The sequence below is a fragment of the Roseomonas sp. F4 genome, assembly GCF_053891155.1.
In genome coordinates this window covers 95,135-114,552 of the sequence record NZ_JBSSHK010000005.1, presented here as the reverse complement: position 1 = coordinate 114,552, position 19,418 = coordinate 95,135, and the positions used below count along the sequence as shown (strand labels likewise).

Sequence of the window (19,418 nt, the reverse complement as noted above, 5' to 3'; positions counted from 1 at the left end):
ATCTGGGTTTTTGAGCTGGGGGTTTCGGGTGTCAGGCACACGCGTGGAGACGGGCGACCCGACCAGCCATGCCTTGGCGCGGCTGGAACAGGCCGTCGAGCGCCTGGCGGAAGCCGCGGCCCAGCCGCGCGTCGTGGCGGCGCCCGGGGAAGGGGTGCCGCGCGCCGCGGTGACCGCCATCGCCGACCGGCTGGACGAGACGATTGCGCGCCTGCGCGCGGCGCTCGGAGAGGATCAGTAGATGGGTCAGGTCACCGTCCGCGTCGGCGGCTACAGCCACCCCGTATCCTGCGAGGATGGGCAGGAGGCGCATCTCGTTTCCCTGGCCGCCGAGGTGGATAAAAGGGTCAATTCCATCAAGGCGATGGGCGGCCAGTTCGGCGAAAGCCGCCTGCTGCTGCTGGGCGCGCTGCTGCTGGCGGATGAGGTGCACGACCTGAAGGTCGCCCTGTCCCAGGCCCGCGCCGGCCAGAACATGGCGGCCCCGCAGCCGGACCCGAAGCTGGCGGAACGTCTGGCGCGCATCGCCGACCGCATCGAGGGCATTGCCCAGACCCTCGACCGACCCTAAGTGAGGCCCTGCGGGGCTGCCCGGTTGGTGAGGCACTTTAACCCCCGGGGCCAATGAGCATCCTCCGGGGGCTGGCGCTGTTCGGGCCGTGGTCCGAGTATCTGGCTCCCACCTGCACCAGCAGGTCTCAGGAGGGTTATCAAGCCCACGGCCATGGTGGCTCCGCGCTTCTTTATACCCTCAGACGGCGGGCGCGCGCTCCGCGCGCTTGCCTTCGCGCCGTGCGCTCGGGCGCCCGGCCTGCGCTCCCTCTGGGCGCGGGCCGCATTCGCGGCCTCGGCGCGCCGTGCGCGCCGCAGGTCGGACCACTCTTCGCCTGCTTCTCCCTCCCCTCCGCTTTGGGGGGAGGGTCGGGGTGGGAGGGCCTGCTCCGGCCGGGCACACCCCGCCTCATGATGCTCTGTCCCGACCTCCTCGCCGCCCTGAAGGCCCAAGCCCGCAAGGCCGCGCTCACCCGCCGCGCCGCCTGCGACCCCGCCCTGGGCGCGCGCCTCACCACCCACCTCCTGCGCGACTGCCCACCGCCGCCCGGCGCCATTGTCGCCGGCTTCTGGCCCATGGGCGCCGAGATCGACATCCGCCCCCTGCTGCTCGCTCTGCACGAAAAGGGCCACCGCATCGCCCTGCCGGTCACGCCCCGGCGCGGCAACCCGCTGCATTTCCGCGCCTGGGCACCCGGCGACACCCTCGCACCCGGCCCCATGGGCACCCGCCATCCCGGGCCGGAGGCGCCGCCGCTGACGCCGGACTGGTTGCTGGTCCCGCTTCTGGCCTTCGACCGCGCCGGCCAACGCCTCGGCTATGGCGGCGGCTATTACGACCGGACGCTGGCCGCTTTGCCCAGCGCCACGGCGATCGGGGTCGCCTATGCCTGCCAGGAGGTTGACGAAGTGCCCGTGGGCGTGGACGACGCCCCCTTGGCCGCCATCGTGACGGAAGGCGGCGTCATCTTCTGCGGAGCCCGCGCGGTTTGAGAATCCTGTTCCTCGGCGACCTCGTCGGCCGCAGCGGCCGCGACGCCGCCGGCGCCGCTATCCCCGAACTGCGCCAGCGCCTGGCGCTCGATCTGGTGGTGGTGAATGCGGAAAACGCCAGTCATGGCTTCGGCCTGGCCCCCGAAATGGCACGTGCCCTGTTCACCGCCGGTGCCGATGTGCTGACGCTGGGCAACCACGCCTGGGACCGCAAGGAAATTTTTTCCTATATCGAAACGGAACCCCGGCTGATCCGGCCGATCAACTATCCGCCGGGTACGCCGGGGAAGGGGGCCTTCGTCGCGGTGCTGTCGGATGGCCGCAAGGCGCTGGTGGTGCAGGCTATGGGGCGGCTGTTCATGGATGCGCTGGATGATCCGTTCCGCGGCGTCCAGGCCGCCCTGGCCTCGCATCGCATGGGCCCAGGCGGCACGGTGCAGGCGATCCTGGTGGATTTCCACGCCGAGGCCTCCTCCGAAAAGCTGGCCATGGGCCATAGCTTCGACGGCAAGGTCTCTCTGGTGGTGGGCACCCATACCCATACACCGAGCGCCGACCATCAGATCCTGGTCGGCGGCACCGGCTACATGACCGATGCCGGCATGTGCGGTGACTATGACAGCGTCATCGGCATGCAGAAGGGCGGCGCCGCGCTGCGCTTCTGGAAGAAAGTGCCCGGCGAGAAGCTGGCGCCGGCGGAGGGCGTGGCGACGGTCTGCGGCGTGTTCGTGGAGACGGACGATGCCACAGGCCTGGCGAAGCGGATTGAGCCGCTGCGGATGGGCGGGCGGCTGAGCCAGGCGATGCCGGCGGCGTAAGGCGAAGCCCTCTCCCCCCGTCGGGGGGAGAGGGGCTAACGTCACGTCACGCCGGGCGCACGCCCCAGGGATAGGGCATGCTGCCCTTCACATGGCCGGTGATGGTCTTCCGCCAGGCACTGCGGATGTTGAACTGGCCGAGTGGGACGGTCGCCACGTCGTCCTGCGCCAGCTTGTTCAGCTCATTCGCCAGCGCCTGTTGCCGTTCGGCATCCGGCGCATCCAGCCAGTTCTGCACCAGCTCCTGCGCCTTTGCGCTGTCATACCAGCCGAACCAGCCCTGCGCGCCCGGCCCCTTCACCAGCGACGACACGGCCGGGTTCAGATAGGCGAGCGAGGAGCCATAGGTGTGGAAGATGCTCCACCCGCCACGTTCCACCGGCTCCTGCCGCACGCGGCGCTGCACCACCGTGCCCCAATCGGTTTCCACCAGTTCCACATTGAAGCCGATGCGGCGCAGCGCGTCGGCGGTGACATGGCCATGCGGGCCGATCAGCGGGAAGTCGGTGGGGCTGATGATCACCACCTTCTCCCCATTATAGCCACTCGCCTGCAAGGCGGTCCGCGCGCGATCAAGGTTGCGCGGCGGCGCGTTCAGCTCCGACAGATCCTCGACGCCATAGGGTGTGCCGCAGGGGAACAGGCTGCGGCAGGTGCGCCAGACGCTGCGGTCGTCGCCGAGCGTCGAGCGCATATAGTCCTCCTGGTTCACCGCCAGCGCCACCGCCCGGCGCACCTTCGGGTTGTTGAAGGGCGCCTGCAAATGGTTGAGCCGCATGACGGAGAGGATGCCGGCCTCGTTCAGCACGCCGACATCGATGTTGCGGTTGCGCGTCAGGGTCGGGATCAGGTCGGACAGCGGCTGGTCCAGCCAATCCACCTCGCCCGCCTGCAACGCCGCGGCCGCCGTCGCCGGGTCGGGCAGGATGTGCCATTCGATGCGCGGGAAATGCGCGATCTTCCCGCCGGCCGCGCCGCTGGCGGCTTCCTGCCGCGGCACATAGGCCTCGTTCTTCGCATAGACCACGCGGCTGCCGGAGACGAATTCGCCGGGCACGAAGCGATAGGGGCCGCTGCCCATCACCTCCGACACCTGGGTATTGGCGTCGGTGCTGGCCAGGCGTTCCGGCATGATGAAGGGCACATTGGCATCCGGCTTGGCCAGCGCGTCCAGCAGCAGCGGGAAGGGGCGCTTCAGGCGGATTTCCAGCGTGCGGTCATCCGCCGCGCGCCACTCATCCACCGATGTCGCAAGGATCTGGCCGAAGGGATCGCGCTTCGACCAGCGGGCGAGGGAGGCCGCGCAATCCGCGGCGCGCACCGGCGAGCCATCGTGGAATTTCAGCCCCTCCCGCAGCCGGATGCGCCAGACGCGGCCATCGGCCGAAACCTCGTGCCCCTCTGCCATCTGCGGCTGCGGGCGCAGCCGGGCATCCATGGCGTAGAGCGTGTCGAAGACGTGGTAGCCATGCATCTGGGTGACGATGGCGCTGGTCCAGATTGGGTCCAGCGCCGTCAGATTGGCCTGCGGCACGAAGCGGAGCGTGGCGGCGCGGGCGGGCTGGGCGATGGCGGGTCCGGCCAGTCCGGCCCCTGCCAAACCGACCCCGGCCTGCAACAGACTGCGGCGATGCATGATCTTCCTCCGTGAATTTTTTTCGGCGCTTGGCTAAGGCTATGCCCCGCAAGGTTTCAGGGTCAATCGCACCGCCTTGCGCGCCGGGCGGCGCCACCGCCATCTTCCGGCATGGCTGAGACACCCATTGAGACCCGATTCGACCTGCTCGTGGTCGGCTTCGGCATTGTCGGCCTGGCGCATGCGCTGGTGGCGGCGCGGGCCGGGCTGAAGGTCGGGGTGCTGGACCGCGACGTCCGCGCCAATGGCGCCAGCATCCGCAATTTCGGCTTCATCACCGTGACCGGCCAGGGCGCGCGGGAAACTTGGCGCCGTGCCCGCCGCGCCCGCGAGATCTGGGACGAGATCGCGCCCCAGGCCGGCATCCCCGTGCTGCATCGCGGCCTGCTGATGGCGGCCCGCCGGGCGGAGGCTGAGCAGGTGCTGACCGAATTCGCCGAGGGCCCGATGGGCGCCGGCTGCCGCATCCTGCGCGGCGCCGATCTGCCCGCGCCGCTGCGCGCGGATGGCGCGGTCCGCGCAGCGCTGCATTCCCCACATGAACTGCGCGTGGAAAGCCGGGAGGCGCTGCCCAGGCTGCGCGACTTCCTCGCCGAGCGCCTCGGCGTTGTCTTCTTCCCGGGCCGCACTGCGCAGGCTGTGGAGGATGGCCGCGTGGACACGCCTGCCGGCCCGCTGCACGCGCCGCGCATCGTGGTCTGCCCCGGCGCCGATATCGCCAGCCTGTTCCCGAGGATTTTCGCGCAGCGGGAGGTGACGCTGTGCAAGCTGCATATGCTGCGCCTGGCCGATCCCGGCTGGCGGTTGCCGGCGGCGGTGATGAGCGACCTCGGCCTGCATCGCTATCGCGGCTATGCCGATTGCCCGACCTTGCCGGCCCTGCGCGCACGGCTCACCGCCGAACAGAAGCCGCAGATGGACAACGGCGTCCATCTGATCGTCGTGCAATCCGCCGACGGCAGCCTGGTGGTCGGCGACAGCCACCACTACGACGCGACGCCCGACCCCTTCCAGCCGGAGGCCGTCGACCGGCTGATCCTCGCTGAATATGCGGAGGTGCTGGGCACGCCGCCGCCGGTGGTGGATCGCTGGATCGGCCTCTATCCCTCCGGCCCGCAGGATGCCTTCTGGGAGGATGCCGGACCCGGCATCCGCCTGGTCTCCGTCACCTCCGGCACCGGGGCCTCCACCGCCTTCGGCCTGGCCGAGGATGTCCTTTTCGACTGGGGCGCCATCGCATGATCAAGGCCGTCATCCTGGACTGGGCGGGCACCGTGCTCGATCATGGCTCCCGCGCGCCGATGGGGGCCTTCGTGGAAGCCTTCGGCCGCTTCGGCGTCGCCCTCTCCATCGCCGATGCGCGCGGGCCGATGGGCATGGCCAAGGCCGATCACATCCGCCTGGTCGGCCGGGCGGTGAACGAGGCCTGGCGCGCCCGCCATGGCCGCGACTTCGGGGAAGCCGATGTGCAGGCGATCTTCGAAGTGTTCGAGCCGCTGAACATCGCCGCCGTCGAAGCCCATTCCGCGCTGATCCCCGGCGCGCGGGAGGCGCTGGACCAGCTCGCCGCGCGCGGCATCCGCATCGGCTCCACCACCGGCTATACCCGCCCGATCATGGACCGCCTGGCACCGCTGGCTGCGGCCCAGGGTTTTCGCCCCGAAATCATCATCTGCGCCGGCGACCTGCCGGAGGGGCGGCCGGCGCCGTTGCAGATGTGGAAGGCCATGGCCGAGATGGGCGTCTGGCCGGCGCGGCAGGTGGTGAAGGTGGACGACACCCCGCCCGGCATCGGCGAGGGCCGCAATGCCGGCACCTGGACCATCGGCCTGGCGCTGTCCGGCAATATCGCCGGCCTCTCCGCCGAGGAACTCGCCGCGCTTTCGGACACCGCGCGCGCCGAGCTGCGCCGGGTGGCCACTGCCGAACTGACCGGGGCCGGCGCACATCTGGTCATCGATTCCATCGCCGGGCTTCCCGCAGCCCTGGCCGCGATCGAGGCGCGGATGGCGGCGGGGGAAGAGCCGGGGTGACGGCGGCCTGATCCGCCAGAAGGCGGCCGCTACAGCCCCGCCAGCGCCGCCTTGGCGGCTGCGTATTCGGCGCGCAGCCGCGCCACGATCTCGGGGGCGGGTGGCGCATCCGTGATGCTGCCGACGCCCTGGCCGGCGCCCCAGACATCCTTCCAGGGCTTTACCCGGGTGGTGCCGAAATTGGCGCTGGTCTTGTCCACCGCCGGCAGCGCCTCCGGGTCCAGCCCGGCCGCGGTGATGCTGGGCTTCAGGTAGTTGCCGGGGATGCCAGTGAAGAAGGGCGTGTAGACGATGTCGGCGGCCTGGCCTTCGACGATCATCCGCTTGTAGCCCTCCGCCGCCTGGGCCTCGGCGGAGGCGATGAAGCGCGTGCCCATATAGGCGAGGTCCGCACCCATCGCCTGCGCCGCCAGGATCTGCCCGCCGGTGGTGATCGCGCCGGACAGGATCAGTGTGCCGCCAAAGATGCGGCGCACCTCCGCCACCAGGGCGAAGGGCGAAAGCGTGCCTGCATGGCCGCCGGCACCGGCGGCGACCAGAATCAGCCCATCCACCCCGGCCTCGATCGCTTTTTGGGCATGGCGCAGGGTGGTGACGTCGTGGAACACCACGCCGCCCCAGCCATGCACCCGGTCCACCACCGCCTGGGGCGGGCGGAGGGAGGTGATGATGATCGGCACGTGGTGCCGCTCACACACCGCCAGGTCATGCTCCACGCGGTCGTTGGAGGCATGCACGATCAGGTTCACTGCGAAGGGCGCATCGGCCTCGGTCAGCGCCGCGCTGATGCCGGCCAGCATCGGGTCGAGCGCTTCCTTCGGGCGGGCGTTCAACGAGGGGATGCTGCCGACGATCCCGGCCCGGCACTGCGCGATCACGAGTTCCGGCGTCGAGACGATGAACAGCGGGGCGCCGATGGCGGGCAGGCGCAGGCGGGTTTGCAGCAGCGGGGGCAGCGACATTCCGGGTCTCCCTTTGGCCGCGCATCCTGCCGGCCAAGGCCCGCCTTGACCATGGCGCGGGGATGGCGGACAGGATTGGGCAATTGGGGGAGCAGGCGCATGGCGGAACCGGTGCGGTATGAGGTTGTGGACGGCATCGCGGTGGCGACGTTGTCGAACCCGCCGGTCAATGCCCTGTCGGCCGCCTTGCGCGCCGGGCTGTTCGAGGCGGTGGCCCGGGCGGAGGCTGATCCGGCCGTAACCGGCCTGGTGATCGCCGCCGAGGGCCGCACCTTCATCGCTGGCGCCGATATCTCGGAATTCGGCAAGCCGCCGGCCTCCCCCACTTTGGCGGAGCTGGTGGCGGCGCTGGATGGCGCGGCCAAGCCGGTGGTTGCCGCGATCCACGCCGCGGCGCTGGGCGGTGGGCTGGAAGTGGCCATGGCGTGCTCCTGGCGGGTGCTGGGGCCGCGCGCGAAGCTGGGGCTGCCGGAGGTGAAGCTCGGCCTGCTGCCGGGCTCGGGCGGCACCCAGCGGGCGCCCCGGCTGATGGGGGCCGCGGCCGCCTTGCGGCTGATGGTGGCTGGGGAGCCGATGGACGCCGATGCGGCCGTGGCGGCGGGGCTGGCCGATACGGTGGTGCTGGGGGATCTGGTGCAGGCGGCGCGAGGGTTTGCCGCGCGTCCGAAGCCGAAACCTGTCTCCGCGCGCGATGAGGGGCTGGGCGATCGCGACGCCTTCGAGAAGGAAGCGGCGACGTTGGCGAAGCGTGCGGCGACCGAGCCGCAGATCGCCGATTGCATCGCCTGCGTGCGCGCCGCCTTCGAAAAGCCCTTCGCGGAGGCCGTGGCCTTCGAGCGCGCCGCCTTCCTGCGCCTGCTGGACGACCCGCGCAGCAAGGCGCTGCGCCACGTCTTCTTCGCGGAGCGTGAGGCCGCCCGGATCGCGGGTCTGCCCAAAGGCACGCAACCGCGTCCCGTGTCCCGCGCCGCCGTGCTCGGCAGCGGCACCATGGGCGCGGGCATCGCCATGTGCTTCGCCAATGCCGGCATCCCCGTGCGGGTGATCGAGACCGATGATGCCGCCCTGGCGCGCGGCATGGAGCGTATCCGCGGCACCTATGACAGCAGCGTCAAGCGCGGCAGCCTGAACGCAGAGACGCGCGATGCGCGGCTGGCGCTGATCGAGGGCGCCGTGGGCCTGGATGCCGCCGCCGATGCCGATCTGGTGATCGAGGCGGTGTTCGAGGAGATGGGCCTCAAGAAGCAGATTTTCGCCCATCTGGATCGCGTGACGAAGCCGGGGACGGTTCTGGCCAGCAACACCTCCTACCTCGACATCGACGAGATGGCCGCCGCCACGTCGCGCCCGCAGGATGTGCTCGGGATGCACTTCTTCTCGCCGGCCAATGTCATGAAGCTGCTGGAAGTGGTGCGCGCCAAGCATACCTCGCCGGAGGCCCTGGCCACCGCCACCGAGATCGGCCGCAAGCTTGCAAAAGTGCCGGTGGTGGTGGGCGTCTGCTACGGCTTTGTGGGCAACCGCATGCTGGCGCGCCGCACGCAGCAGGCGGAGCGGCTGCTGCTGGAGGGCGCGGCGCCGGAGCAGGTGGACAAGGCGCTGACCGATTTCGGCTTTCGCATGGGGCCCTTTGCCATGGCTGACCTCGCGGGCCTCGACATCGGCTGGCGCATCCGCCGCGCGACCGGCAAGCGCGCGCCTGTGGCGGATGCGCTGGTGGAGGCGGAACGCCTCGGCCAGAAGACCCGCAAGGGCTATTATCTGTATCCCGAGGGCAGCCGGACCGGCGTTGTCGATCCGGAGGTCACCGCGCTGATCCGGCGCGTCGCGGCGCAGGAAGGCGTCGAGCAACGCGAGATTGGCCAGGAGGAAATCCTCGACCGGCTGGTGCTGCCGATGGTGAATGAGGGCGCGCGCATCCTGGAGGAAGGGATCGCGGCGCGCCCCGGCGACATCGATGTCGTCTGGCTGCACGGCTACAACTGGCCAGCCTGGCGTGGCGGCCCGATGCATTACGCGGATTCCGTCGGCTTGCTGCATGTGGTGGCGCGGCTCGCCGCCTTCGCCGAGGCGACCGGCGACGAGACGCTGCTGCCCGCCGACCTGCTCGGCCGCCTCGCCGCCGAGGGCCGTGGTTTTGCGAGTCTGAAGGCCGACTGAGATGAATCCGTGGGAGGCGTCCTACCCGCCGGAGTGCCGCTGGGACACGCCGATCCCGCGCGGCACGCTGCCGGGGTTCCTGGATGACGTGGCCTCACGATTCGCGGACAAGCCAGCGCTGGAATATCGCGGCCATGTGCTGAGCTATGCGCAGTTGCGGGCGCTGTCCAATCGCATCGCGGCCGGTCTGATGGCGCGCGGCATCGGGCGCGGCGATTGCGTCGCGCTGTATCTGCCGAATTCGATCTGGCATCCGCTGTGCTTCTTCGCGGCACTGCGCACGGGCGCGCGGGTGGTGCATTTTTCGGCCCTCGATGCGAAGCGGGAGCTGGCGCACAAGGCCCATGATTCCGGCGCGACGCTGCTGATCACCACGGGCTTCGCCGCCCAGGTGGAGAATGCACGCTGGCTGCGCGACCAGGGGGCAGTGCGGGAGGTATTGCTGGCCCCCGAGGCGCGCTGGGGCGGGGAGGATGTGGCGCAGGATTTTCCGCTTGTCCCGGAAGCCGAGCCGCCGGCGTCCTGGCCGGTGCTGTCGCCCGACGATCTGGCGCTGCTGCAATACACGGGCGGCACCACTGGCACGCCGAAAGGCGCGATGCTGACGCATGGCAATCTGACCGCCGCCGTCGCCATCTACAAATCCTGGCGCGACCACACCGACCTGCCGGAGGGCACGGCGCGCGTGCTGGTGCTGCTTCCGCTGTTCCATATCTTTGCGCTGACCGCCGTGTTGCTGCGGCAATTGGCGCAGGGCGCGCTGTGCCATCTGCGGGTGCGCTTCGATGCGGCGCAGTGGGTGGAGGAGGTAGAGCGGCTGCGCATCACCACCTTCTCCGGTGTGCCGACCATGTGGATCGGCATTGCGGGCGTGCCCGGTATCGAACAGCGGGACCTGTCCTCGCTCCGCCAATGCAGTTCCGGCGGCGCGCCGATGCCGCAGGAGGTGCAGCAACGTGTGGAGCGCATCCTGAAGCTGCGCATTGGCGGCGGCTGGGGCATGACCGAGACCTGCCCGGCCGGCACGCGCATTCCGCCCGGTGGCCCTGTGCGCGCCGGCATCATCGGCCTGCCGCTGCCGGGGATTGAGATGCGCATCGTGGCTTTCGATGAGCCGGTGCGCGAAATGCCGGTGGGGGAGATCGGCGAGATCGCCATCCGCGGCCCCAATGTCTTCTCCGGCTATTGGAATCGCCCCACCGATAACGCGACGGCCTTCGCGGATGGCTGGTTCCTGACCGGCGACACCGGCTGGATGGATTCGGCGGGCTATTTCACCCTGGTCGATCGTCGCAAGAACATGATCCTGTCCGGCGGCTTCAACGTCTATCCGGCGGCCATCGAGCAGGCCATCTACGAGCACCCGGCCGTCGCCGAATGCGTGGTGATCGGAGTTCCGGATGCTTATCGTGGCCAGGCCGCCAAGGCTTTTTGTGCGTTGAAGCCCAGCGCGGCACCCTTCACGCTGGAGGAATTGCGCGCATTTCTGGCGGACCGCGTCGGCAAGCACGAGATGCCGGCCGCGCTGGAATTCCGCGAAAACCTGCCGCGCAGCGCGGCGGGCAAGTTGTTGGCGAGTGCCTTGCGCGACGAAGAAGCGGCACGGGGATAGGAGACGGCACATGGACCTCCGCTACACGCCCGACGAGATCGCCTTCCGCGATGAGCTGCGAAAATTCTTCCGCAGCGAAATCCCGCTATCCATCCGCCGCAAGGTCAGCGAGGGCCGCGCTTTGGCGCGGGAGGATTACATCACCAGCCAGCGCATCCTGCACGCCAAGGGCCTCGCCACGCCGAACTGGCCCGTGCAGTGGGGCGGGCAGGATTGGACGCCGGTGCAGCGCTACATCTATGTCGAGGAGTTGCAGGCCGCCGCCGTGCCGCAGCCGCTCGGCTTCAACGTGAACATGGTCGGCCCCGTCATCGCCACCTTTGGGTCGGAGGCGCATAAGCAGCGGTTTCTTCCCTCCACCGCCAATCTGGACATCTGGTGGGCGCAGGGATTTTCGGAGCCTGGCGCGGGATCGGACCTCGCCTCGCTGAAGACCACGGCGCGGCGCGAGGGTGACGACTTCATCGTCAACGGCCAGAAGACCTGGACCACGCTCGGCCAATATGCCGACTGGATCTTCTGCCTGGTGCGCACGGACGCATCAGTGAAGAAGCAGGCCGGCATCTCCTTCATCCTGATCGACATGAAGACGCCCGGCATCACGCTGCGCCCCATCATCACCATCGATGGCGGGCATGAGGTGAACGAGGTCTTCTTCGACGAGGTGCGCGTGCCCGCCGAGAATCTCGTCGGCGAGCTGAACAAGGGCTGGGACTACGCGAAGTTCCTGCTGTCGAATGAGCGCATCGGCATCGCCCGCATCGGCATGACCAAGGAACGCCTGGCGCGCGTCAAACGTCTGGCGCGGGAGACGCCGGCGGGGGAGGGGATGGTCTGGGACGATCCCGATTTCCGCCGCCGCCTCGCTTGGTCCGAGATCGAGCTGAAGGCGCTGGAGATCACGCAGATGCGTGTGGTGGCCGCGCAGCGATCCAAAGCCAGCGATAAGCCGGACCCCTCCTCCTCCATCCTCAAGATCAAGGGCAGCGAGATCCAGCAGGCCTCGACGCAATTGCTGGTCGATGTCGCCGGCCCCTACGCCATGCCGCGCCCGGATCGCGACGAGGAAGGGCTGAACCTGCCGAGCGTTGGCCCGGATTGGGCGGATGCCGCGGCGCCGCTGTTCTTCAACTACCGCAAGGTCTCGATCTACGGCGGCTCCAACGAGATCCAGCGGAATATCATCGCCAAAGCATTCCTGGGGCTCTGACGGCACATGGACTTTGACCTTACCGACGAGCAACGCATGCTCTCCGACAGCATCCGCCGTCTTGTCGCGGATGCCTATGACGACTTCGAGAAACGCGAAACCTATCGCGCCGAGCCGCGCGGCTATGCCGAGTCCAATTGGCAGAAATTCGCCGAGATGGGGCTGTTGGGACTGCCCTTCTCGGAAGAAGACGGCGGCTTCGGCGGTGGCCCCGTCGAGACCATGCTGGTCTGCGAACAGTTCGGCCGTGGTCTTGCGGTGGAGCCCTATCTCGCCACCGTGGTGCTCGGCGGAGGGCTGCTGAAGCGCGCCGCCAGCGCCGAACAGCGCGCCGAACTGATCCCGGCGATCGCGGAAGGCACGCTCACGCTTGCCTTCGCGCATCAGGAACGTCAGGCGCGGCACGACCTGAATGATGTCGCCACCGCCGCGACGCGCAATGCCGATGGCTGGGTGCTGAACGGCGCCAAGGGCGTGGTGCTGCATGGCGACAGCGCGGACCGGCTGATCGTCTCCGCCCGCACCGCCGGCGGGCGTCGCGACCGCGACGGCATCAGCCTGTTCCTGCTCGACCCCACCACCCCCGGCGTCACCCGCCGTGGCTATGCGACGCAGGACGGGCTTCGCGCGGCGGAGGTGGTGCTGGAGAATGTGGCGGTCCCCGCCGCTGCCCTGCTCGGCCCGGAAGGCGCCGCGCTGCCCCTGATCGAGCAGGTGGTGGACGAGGCCCAGGCGGCGATCTGCGCGGAAGCCCTCGGCGCCATGGAGGTGCTGCGCGACCTGACCGTGGACTACCTGAAGCAGCGCACCCAGTTCGGCCAGCCGATCGGCAACTTCCAGGCCTTGCAGCACCGCGCGGCGGATATGCTGGTGGCCACCGAACAGGCTCGCAGCATGGCGATGTATGCGGCGATGATGGTGCAGGAAGGCGACCCCAGCGCCCGCCGTGTGGCGCTATCCGCCGCCAAGGCCCTGGTCGCCAAGAATGCCGACCAGCTCGGCAAGGATGCGATCCAGCTTCACGGCGGCATCGCGGTGACCGAGGAATACAAGGCCGGCCACTACTTCAAGCGCCTGACCATGCTCGCCGGGCTGTTCGGCGATGTGGACCATCATCTGCGCATCGTGGTCGCGGCCGGGGGGCTTCCGGAAGCGGCCTGACGGGTTTGACGGGATTCGCGGCGCGCCCGATGCTGCCGCGGCGCTTCAAGCGACAGGGGAGAAAACGACCATGGCCGAGCATCCATTCACGCTCGAGGATCTGGAGACGCTGCGGCAGTGGGACACGCCCACCATCTGCAACGCGCTGGAATACGTGCTACCCGCCCGCCGCGGCCATGGCTTCACCGTGCGCCCGCTGGTCGCCGCCGACCGCAAGCTGCCGCCGATCTGCGGCCTGGCGCGCACCGGCACCATCCGCGCCGCCGCCCCCTCCGGCCGGCCGAAGGAGGTGGACCGCAAGATCCGCCTCGGCTGGTACGACTATGTCGAGCGCGCCTCCCTGCCCACCATCGTCGTCCTCCAGGACCTGGACGATACCCCCGGCGTCGGCGCCTTCTGGGGGGAGGTGCATTCCGCCGTCCACAAGGCGCTTGGCGCGCAGGGCGGTGTCACCAATGGTTCGATCCGCGACCTCGACATGCTGGCGCCCGGTTTTCAGCTGCTGGCCGGCGTGGTGAATCCGAGCCATGCCTTTGTCCATATGGTCGCCTATGGGCAGGAGGTCTCGGTCCACGGCATGCATGTGCAGCATGAGGATGTGGTCCATGCCGACCACCACGGCGCCGTGGTGATTCCGCATGACGCGGTGCGCAAGATTCCGGCGGCGATCGAGCTGGGCGCGCGGCGGGAGAAGGTGATCCTCGACCTCTGCAAGGACCCGGAATTCAGCGCTGCCAAGCTGGCCGAGGCGCTGGCCAAGGCGGACGAGATCCATTGATCCGTCTGGCGCCGGTCTTGCTCACGTATTCGGAGTGTGGATGAGACCGGTGCTGTGCCGGGTGCGCCCGGAATGGGTCGACCATTACGGCCATATGAACCTGGCCTATTACCTGGTCGCCTTCGACCTCGCGACGGATGAGGTCTGGCCGGATTGGGGCCTCGGCCCGGCGCTGCGCGCGCGCGGGCTGGGCACCTTCGCGGTGGAATCCTGGCAGGCCTATCGCCGGGAGGTGGTGCTGGACGCGCCGCTGGCGGCGGAAAGCGCCCTGCTGGCCTTCGATACCAAGCGCCTGCTGCTGCGCCACCGGCTGTACCATGCCGAGGAAGACTGGCTCTCGGCGGAGAATGAGGTGCTGTTCCTCTGCGTCGATCTGGCGACCCGACGCGTGGCGGCCTGGCCCGAGGATGTGCTGGCGCGCTTCGAGCAGGTGCGGGTGGCGGAGGCGCCGCAGCGGCTGGCGCTGAAGCGGGGCTGAGACCAGCGCTCCCGAAAAGGCTGACCTGCGGCCGGCGTCACGCCGGCCGAGGCCGCGAATGCGGCCCGCCGCAAGTGCGTCACGCCGCTGGCGTGCCTTTGGCACGACGTAGCCAAGCCCGCGAAGCGGGCGCCCGGCGCATGAGGGCATGAACAGGCATACCAAAGCTCGATGAAATCGAGCGTTGGTATGACCCCTCAGTCGCGCAGTGCCCGGCGCAGCGAATCCCGGATCGGCGACACCAGGTAGCTCAGCGCGCTGCGGGTCTCGCCCAGCACGAAGACCTCGGTCGGCATGCCGGCCGTCAGCCGCAGGCCGGGCAGGCGTTGCAGCTCCTCCGGCCGGATTTCGGCGCGGGCGAGGAAGTAGACGACGCCCTGCGCATCGGTCTGCTGGTCGGCGGAGACATAGGTCAGCCGCCCGGCCAGCAGCGGCGTGGTGCGCTGGCGCAGCGCGGTGAGGCGCACATTCACCCGCTGGCCGACCTGCAACTGCTCCACATCGGTCGGCGCGACGCGCGCCTCCACCACCAGCCGGTCGTCCAACGGCACCAGGTCCAGCACCGGCTGGCCATCGGTGATGCTGCTGCCCGGAGTGACGAAGCGGATATCGGTCACGATGCCGGGTTCGCTCGCCACCAGGTCGCGGCGGGCGCGGATGTTCTCGGCCGAGAGCAGGCGCTGCTCCGCCTCCACCATCTGCTGCTGCGCCTCCTGCAACTCGCGGGCGATGTCCTGGGCGCGGGTCAGGCGCAGGCTGGAAAGCTCCGCCTCCGCCTGGGCGATGGCCTGGCGGAACTGTGCCTCCTGCGCCGCATACAGGCCCATTTCGCCGCGCGCCTGCGCCTCCAGCCGCTCCAATTCCCGCACCTCCCGCATCCGGGCGAAGCCCTGCTGGGCCAGGGGGCGCAGGCCCTGAAGGTCGGCGCGCACGGAATTGGCGCGGGCGGCGGCGGCGACGCGCTGGGCACCGGCGGCCAGAAGCTGTTCACGCGGCACCGCGACGCGGCGTTCATAGACGCGGGTGTTGCTGTCGAAGGCTTCCCAGCGCGCCTGGAACAGGCGAGTTTCCGCGATCAGGATCGCGGAGAGGGAGGGGTCGTTGACGGCCGCCTGCTGGATCTCGGCCGGGATGGTGAAGCTGCGCTGATCCTGCTGCTCGGCGCGCAGTCGGGCGATGCGGGCGCCGAGCGTGCGCGTCTGGGCGCGGAGCTGCACGGCATTCGCCTCCGCGCTCGTCGGGTCCAGCCGCAGCAGCACCTGGCCGGCCTGCACGCGCTGACCTTCCCGCACCAGCAATTCCTGCAGGATGCCGGGTTCGGCCAGCATCATGGATTTGCGCCGTCCTTCCGAGGCCAGGGCGCCGCGGGCGACAACGGCGCGTTCGATCGGCGTGATCGCCGCCCAGAACAGCAGCCCGCCGAAGCCCACCACCAGCAGCAGCAGCGCCGCGCGCATCACCCGCTTCACATCGGGGGTGGAGGCAGCGGCCTCAGCCTCGGCGAAGTTCAGCGGGATGGCTTTGGGACCGGCCAAGTGGGGGCCTGCCAATCGCGCGGTCATGGCGTCCTCTCCCCCGGTGCTTCGGCACGCCAATGGCCGCCGGGCGCCAGATGCAGCATCTGGTCGAGATGCCCGGCCCAGAGCGCCGGTTCATGGCTGATCAGCAGGCAGGCGGCGCCGGCGGCGCGGGCGGCCATCACCGCCTCGCGCACCGCTTCCCGTCCCGCCTGATCCAGCCCGGCCTCGGGTTCGTCCAAGGCGAGCAGGGCTGGGGCGCCGTACAGGGCGCGCGCCAGGCCGATCATCCGGCGCTGGCCCATGGACAGGCCGCCGGTTGGCCCGGCCTCGGTCGCATAGCCCTGCGGCAGGCGGCCGATCATGTCATGCGCCCCGGCCTGTCGCGCGGCCTCCACCACCGCTTCCGGGTCCTCCGGCCCGAAGCGGCCGATATTGGCCAGCACGCTGCCATCCAGCAGTTGCACATCCTGCGGCAGGAAGCCGATGCGCGGGCCGATCACGCTGCGATCCACCGCCCGCAGGTCCTGGCCATCCAGCAGCGCATCGCCCACCTCGGCCTGCAGCAGGCCCAGCGCCACCCGCAGCAGGGTCGATTTGCCGGCGCCATTCGGTCCGGTCACCAAGGTGAGGCTGCCCGGCGGGCAGTACAGGGTGACATCCTCCAGCACCGGCCGCAGCCCATCCGGCGGCGTCCAGCGCAGCCCGCGCAGCCACAGGCCCGGCGGCGCCGCCGGGTCCGCCGCCCGCACCGCCGGTTCCGCATGATCGCGGAACAGCTCCTGCAACCGCCGCCAGGCGAGGCTCGCGAAAGCCCATTCGCGCCAGGCCAGCACGATGCGGGCGATCGGCTGGGTGGCGCTGCCGGCCAGCATCATCGCGGCGATGATCGAACCCGGGGAGGCCTGGTCGCCCAGTGCCAGCACCACGCCCGTGACCACCACGGCCCCCTGCGCCATGTAGGAGGCGAATTCCGTCACGCCGCGCACGGCGCGCGCCCGCGCCTGGGCGCGGTCGCCCTCCGCCAGCGCGGCCTCCTGCGCCGGTTCCCAGCGCCGCACCACGGCGGCCAGCATGCCGAGGCCCTCCAGCATGTCGCTCTGTCGCAGGCGGCCCTGCAATTCGGCGCCCTGCCGCAACTGCCGTTCGGAGGCGCCGCGCAGCATGCCGCGCGTGGTGCGGTCCAGCACCAGGCCGAGCAGCACCATCATCACGCAGGCGCTGCCGACCACCAGCGCATAGACCGGATGCAGCAGGAACAGCACGGCCAGCGCCACCGGCAGCGCCGTCATGTCGAACAGATCGGCCAGGGTATTGCCGCCGAGGAAACGCCGCAGCTCCGAGGTGTCCTGCAAGGCGGCGAGGCCGGGCTGGCGGCTGCCGAGCAGGGAACTGCGCACCGCCGCCTGCAAGGCCTCCAGCGTCAGCCGGCGCGCCATCTCCTCCGACAGCGCCGACATCAGCGCGGCGCGCAAGGCACGGAGCGCGCCGGCCATGCTCAGGGCGATGACGAAGGCGAGGGACAGCACCGTCAGCGTGTCGAGGTTGTGACCCTCCGTCACGCCGTCGAAGATGTGCATGGTCAGCAGCGGCATGCCCAGCAGCGCCGCCTGACGGGCGAAGGACATGGCCAGCAGCAGCGCCAGCACCTGGCGGAAGCCGGGGGCGCGGCGCAGCGCGGCCCAGAAGCCGCTGAAGGGGCCCGCGGGCTTTTCCACGCTGACTGGCCGGGCCTTGGCGGCGCGGGCAGGGGGGGCGTGCAGGCGCAGACCGCTCATGCCGCGCGACCCTTTGGGGCTGCCAGCAGGGGCGCGGCTTTGGTCGGCACCAACTGGCCACCGCGCAGCGTCAGCACCTGATGCGCCGCGGCCAGCAGCGTGGTGCGATGGGAGGTCAGCAGGATGCCGGTGCCACGCGCCGCCAGATGCCGCAGCAGCCGCACGAGCCGTTCCTCCCCCGCCGCATCCAGGAAGGCGGCGGGCTCATCCAGCACCAGCAGGCGCGGCCGGCCGTACAAAGCGCGGGCCAGCGCCACACGCTGCCGCTGGCCGGCGGAAAGCGGGCCCTCGGCGCGGATCGGGGTGGCGTAGCCGGCGGGCAGGGCGGCGATCAGCGCCTGCGCATCGGCCAAGCGCGCCGCTTCCATCACCGCCGCCATGTCCGGCACCGCGAGGCGGGCAATGGCCTCCGCCACCGTGCCATCAGTCAGCAGCGGGTCCTGCGGCAGATAGCCGACATGGCGGGCGAAATCCTCCCGCGCCCATTGCCAGCAGGCCTGGCCATCCAGGAAGCAGCCGCCGGCGGAAGGGCGCAGCATGCCGACCGCGATGCGCAGCAGCGTGGTCTTGCCCGACCCCGCCGTGCCGGCCAGCGCCACGATGCGGCCGGGCGGCACGTCCAGCACCACATCCCGCAGCAGCGGGCGGGGCGCGCCGCGATGGATGAAGCCGACGCGCTCCATCACCAGCCGGCCCTCATGGCAGGGGAAGGCGATGCCCGTTCCGCCGCCCGGCTCGGCCTCGGCCAGCTTGGCAAGGCGCCGCCAGGCGGAGAGCGCCGCGCCCCATTCATGGCTGGCGCCGCCGAGGCGGGCGAAGGGGGTGATGATCTGGCCGGTGACCAGCATGGCCAGCACCATGCCGAAGCCGACATTGATGCCATTGGCCGAAAGCAGCGTGCCCACCACCAGCGCCCCGCCCGAGCCCACGCCATGGATGGTGGCAAGCCCCGCCCCCACCCAGCGCGCCCCCGCCTGGGCACTGCGCAGCGCCGCACCGCCTTCGCGCATCCGCGCCTCCCACCGCGCGGCGAGGGGCTTGCGCAGGCCCATGGCCTCCACCGCCTCGGCGCAGCGCATGGCATCGCCGACCAGGGAGGCGGTGCGGGCCTGGGATTCATTGGCGGAGGTCAAGGCGCGCCGCGTCAGCCGGTCGCCCAGCAGCGACAGCAGCGCCGCGGCCAGGCAGCAGCCCAGCGCCCAGAGGGTGAAGGCCCAGTGGAAGAACAGCAGCAGCAGGATCAGCGTCGGCACCAGCACCGCATCCACCATGCCGGTCAGCACGGGCCCGGTCAGGTTGCGGCGCAGCTCCTCCACATCCCGCAGCGCCTGGCCGGCGGCGAGGTCGGCCCGGCCGGGCTGCCGCGCCGCCGCCAGCACCAGCGGGGCGGCCAGCCGCCGCGCCAGGCGGTGCGACACGGCGAGCAGCCCCAGTTCCCGCAGCTGATCGAGGCCGAGCAGGATGCCGACGGTCAGGCAGAAGGCGATGGCGAGGCCGGCCAGGGTCCAGGGATTGCCGGTGGGCAGCACCAATTGCCAGATCACCAGCTTGGCCGCGACCACCGCGAAGGTCGCCAGGCTGATGGCCAGCCCCAGCGCCAGGGTCAGCCGGGCGGCGGAGGCGATCTCCGTCCGCGCGACCTCCACCACATCCGGCAGCGTGCCGGGTGGGGGGGGCGGAGCGGACCTGGCCGGCTCGGCGCCCCGCAGGCTGCGCGCCAGGGCCATGCC

The 19,418-nt window shown here is 70.4% G+C and carries 17 protein-coding genes and 1 other RNA gene; 13 read left to right on the top strand and 5 right to left on the bottom strand.

Annotated features, from left to right (window positions below; genetic code table 11):
- Positions 1–28: 28 nt before the first annotated feature.
- The 5 genes from ACVFYP_RS20260 (at position 29) to ACVFYP_RS20240 (ending at position 2,363) form a co-directional block, all read left to right on the top strand.
- Complete coding sequence (locus ACVFYP_RS20260) at positions 29–241, top strand: hypothetical protein (RefSeq protein WP_499202031.1); 213 nt, start codon at positions 29–31, stop codon at positions 239–241.
- Positions 242–571 (top strand): cell division protein ZapA, encoded by a 330-nt coding sequence (gene zapA / locus ACVFYP_RS20255; RefSeq protein ID WP_499202030.1) that lies wholly within the window; start codon positions 242–244, stop codon positions 569–571. It begins immediately after the preceding gene.
- A gap of 10 nt (positions 572–581) precedes the next feature.
- A non-coding RNA gene (gene ssrS / locus ACVFYP_RS20250) (6S RNA) lies at positions 582–738 on the top strand.
- Positions 739–963: 225 nt separating this feature from the next.
- Entirely contained in the window at positions 964–1,545 is a 582-nt protein-coding gene (locus ACVFYP_RS20245; protein ID WP_499202029.1) for a 5-formyltetrahydrofolate cyclo-ligase, read from the top strand.
- Entirely contained in the window at positions 1,542–2,363 is an 822-nt protein-coding gene (locus ACVFYP_RS20240) for a TIGR00282 family metallophosphoesterase (RefSeq protein WP_499202028.1), read from the top strand. Before ACVFYP_RS20245 ends, ACVFYP_RS20240 begins: the two co-directional genes overlap by 4 nt.
- Positions 2,364–2,409: 46 nt before the next feature.
- On the opposite strand, the gene ACVFYP_RS20235 is transcribed toward ACVFYP_RS20240, so the two are convergent.
- Positions 2,410–3,999, bottom strand: a complete 1,590-nt coding sequence (locus ACVFYP_RS20235; protein WP_499202027.1) for an ABC transporter substrate-binding protein — start codon at positions 3,997–3,999, stop codon at positions 2,410–2,412.
- 111 nt (positions 4,000–4,110) lie between these two features.
- On the opposite strand from ACVFYP_RS20235, the gene ACVFYP_RS20230 reads away from it, so the two are divergent.
- Positions 4,111–5,241 (top strand): TIGR03364 family FAD-dependent oxidoreductase, encoded by a 1,131-nt coding sequence (locus ACVFYP_RS20230; protein WP_499202026.1) that lies wholly within the window; start codon positions 4,111–4,113, stop codon positions 5,239–5,241.
- The gene (gene phnX, locus ACVFYP_RS20225) at positions 5,238–6,032 is read left to right on the top strand and encodes a phosphonoacetaldehyde hydrolase (protein WP_499202025.1); all 795 of its coding nucleotides are present in this window, start codon (positions 5,238–5,240) and stop codon (positions 6,030–6,032) included. Before ACVFYP_RS20230 ends, phnX begins: the two co-directional genes overlap by 4 nt.
- A gap of 29 nt (positions 6,033–6,061) precedes the next feature.
- Here phnX and ACVFYP_RS20220 read toward each other — a convergent pair whose 3' ends face one another.
- Complete coding sequence (locus ACVFYP_RS20220) at positions 6,062–6,994, bottom strand: NAD(P)H-dependent flavin oxidoreductase (RefSeq protein ID WP_499202024.1); 933 nt, start codon at positions 6,992–6,994, stop codon at positions 6,062–6,064.
- 99 nt (positions 6,995–7,093) lie between these two features.
- Between ACVFYP_RS20220 and ACVFYP_RS20215 the strand changes: the two genes are divergently transcribed.
- The 6 genes from ACVFYP_RS20215 to ACVFYP_RS20190 all read left to right on the top strand — a co-directional run bounded on the left by ACVFYP_RS20215 (position 7,094) and on the right by ACVFYP_RS20190 (position 14,393).
- Complete coding sequence (locus tag ACVFYP_RS20215; protein WP_499202023.1) at positions 7,094–9,154, top strand: 3-hydroxyacyl-CoA dehydrogenase NAD-binding domain-containing protein; 2,061 nt, start codon at positions 7,094–7,096, stop codon at positions 9,152–9,154.
- A 1-nt stretch (position 9,155) separates the two neighbouring features.
- Entirely contained in the window at positions 9,156–10,766 is a 1,611-nt protein-coding gene (locus ACVFYP_RS20210; RefSeq protein WP_499202022.1) for an AMP-binding protein, read from the top strand.
- A gap of 10 nt (positions 10,767–10,776) precedes the next feature.
- Positions 10,777–11,976: an acyl-CoA dehydrogenase family protein gene (locus ACVFYP_RS20205; protein WP_499202021.1), complete on the top strand. Its 1,200-nt coding sequence runs from the start codon at positions 10,777–10,779 to the stop codon at positions 11,974–11,976.
- Positions 11,977–11,982: 6 nt separating this feature from the next.
- Positions 11,983–13,137, top strand: coding sequence for an acyl-CoA dehydrogenase family protein (locus ACVFYP_RS20200; protein WP_499202020.1), 1,155 nt, complete (start codon positions 11,983–11,985; stop codon positions 13,135–13,137).
- 70 nt (positions 13,138–13,207) lie between these two features.
- The gene (locus ACVFYP_RS20195; protein WP_499202019.1) at positions 13,208–13,915 is read left to right on the top strand and encodes an RraA family protein; all 708 of its coding nucleotides are present in this window, start codon (positions 13,208–13,210) and stop codon (positions 13,913–13,915) included.
- Positions 13,916–13,955: 40 nt separating this feature from the next.
- Positions 13,956–14,393, top strand: a complete 438-nt coding sequence (locus ACVFYP_RS20190) for an acyl-CoA thioesterase (RefSeq protein ID WP_499202018.1) — start codon at positions 13,956–13,958, stop codon at positions 14,391–14,393.
- A gap of 197 nt (positions 14,394–14,590) precedes the next feature.
- Here ACVFYP_RS20190 and ACVFYP_RS20185 read toward each other — a convergent pair whose 3' ends face one another.
- Genes ACVFYP_RS20185 through ACVFYP_RS20175 form a run of 3 tightly spaced genes read right to left on the bottom strand, consistent with a single transcriptional unit; the run spans position 14,591 to position 19,415 of the window.
- Positions 14,591–15,955: an HlyD family type I secretion periplasmic adaptor subunit gene (locus ACVFYP_RS20185; protein ID WP_499202017.1), complete on the bottom strand. Its 1,365-nt coding sequence runs from the start codon at positions 15,953–15,955 to the stop codon at positions 14,591–14,593.
- Positions 15,952–17,688 carry an ATP-binding cassette domain-containing protein gene (locus tag ACVFYP_RS20180; RefSeq protein ID WP_499202016.1) on the bottom strand — a complete coding sequence of 579 codons (1,737 nt, stop codon included), beginning with the start codon at positions 17,686–17,688 and terminating at the stop codon, positions 15,952–15,954. The genes ACVFYP_RS20185 and ACVFYP_RS20180 overlap by 4 nt, the downstream gene beginning before the upstream one ends.
- Positions 17,685–19,415 (bottom strand): ATP-binding cassette domain-containing protein, encoded by a 1,731-nt coding sequence (locus tag ACVFYP_RS20175; protein WP_499202015.1) that lies wholly within the window; start codon positions 19,413–19,415, stop codon positions 17,685–17,687. Before ACVFYP_RS20175 ends, ACVFYP_RS20180 begins: the two co-directional genes overlap by 4 nt.
- Positions 19,416–19,418: the final 3 nt, after the last annotated feature.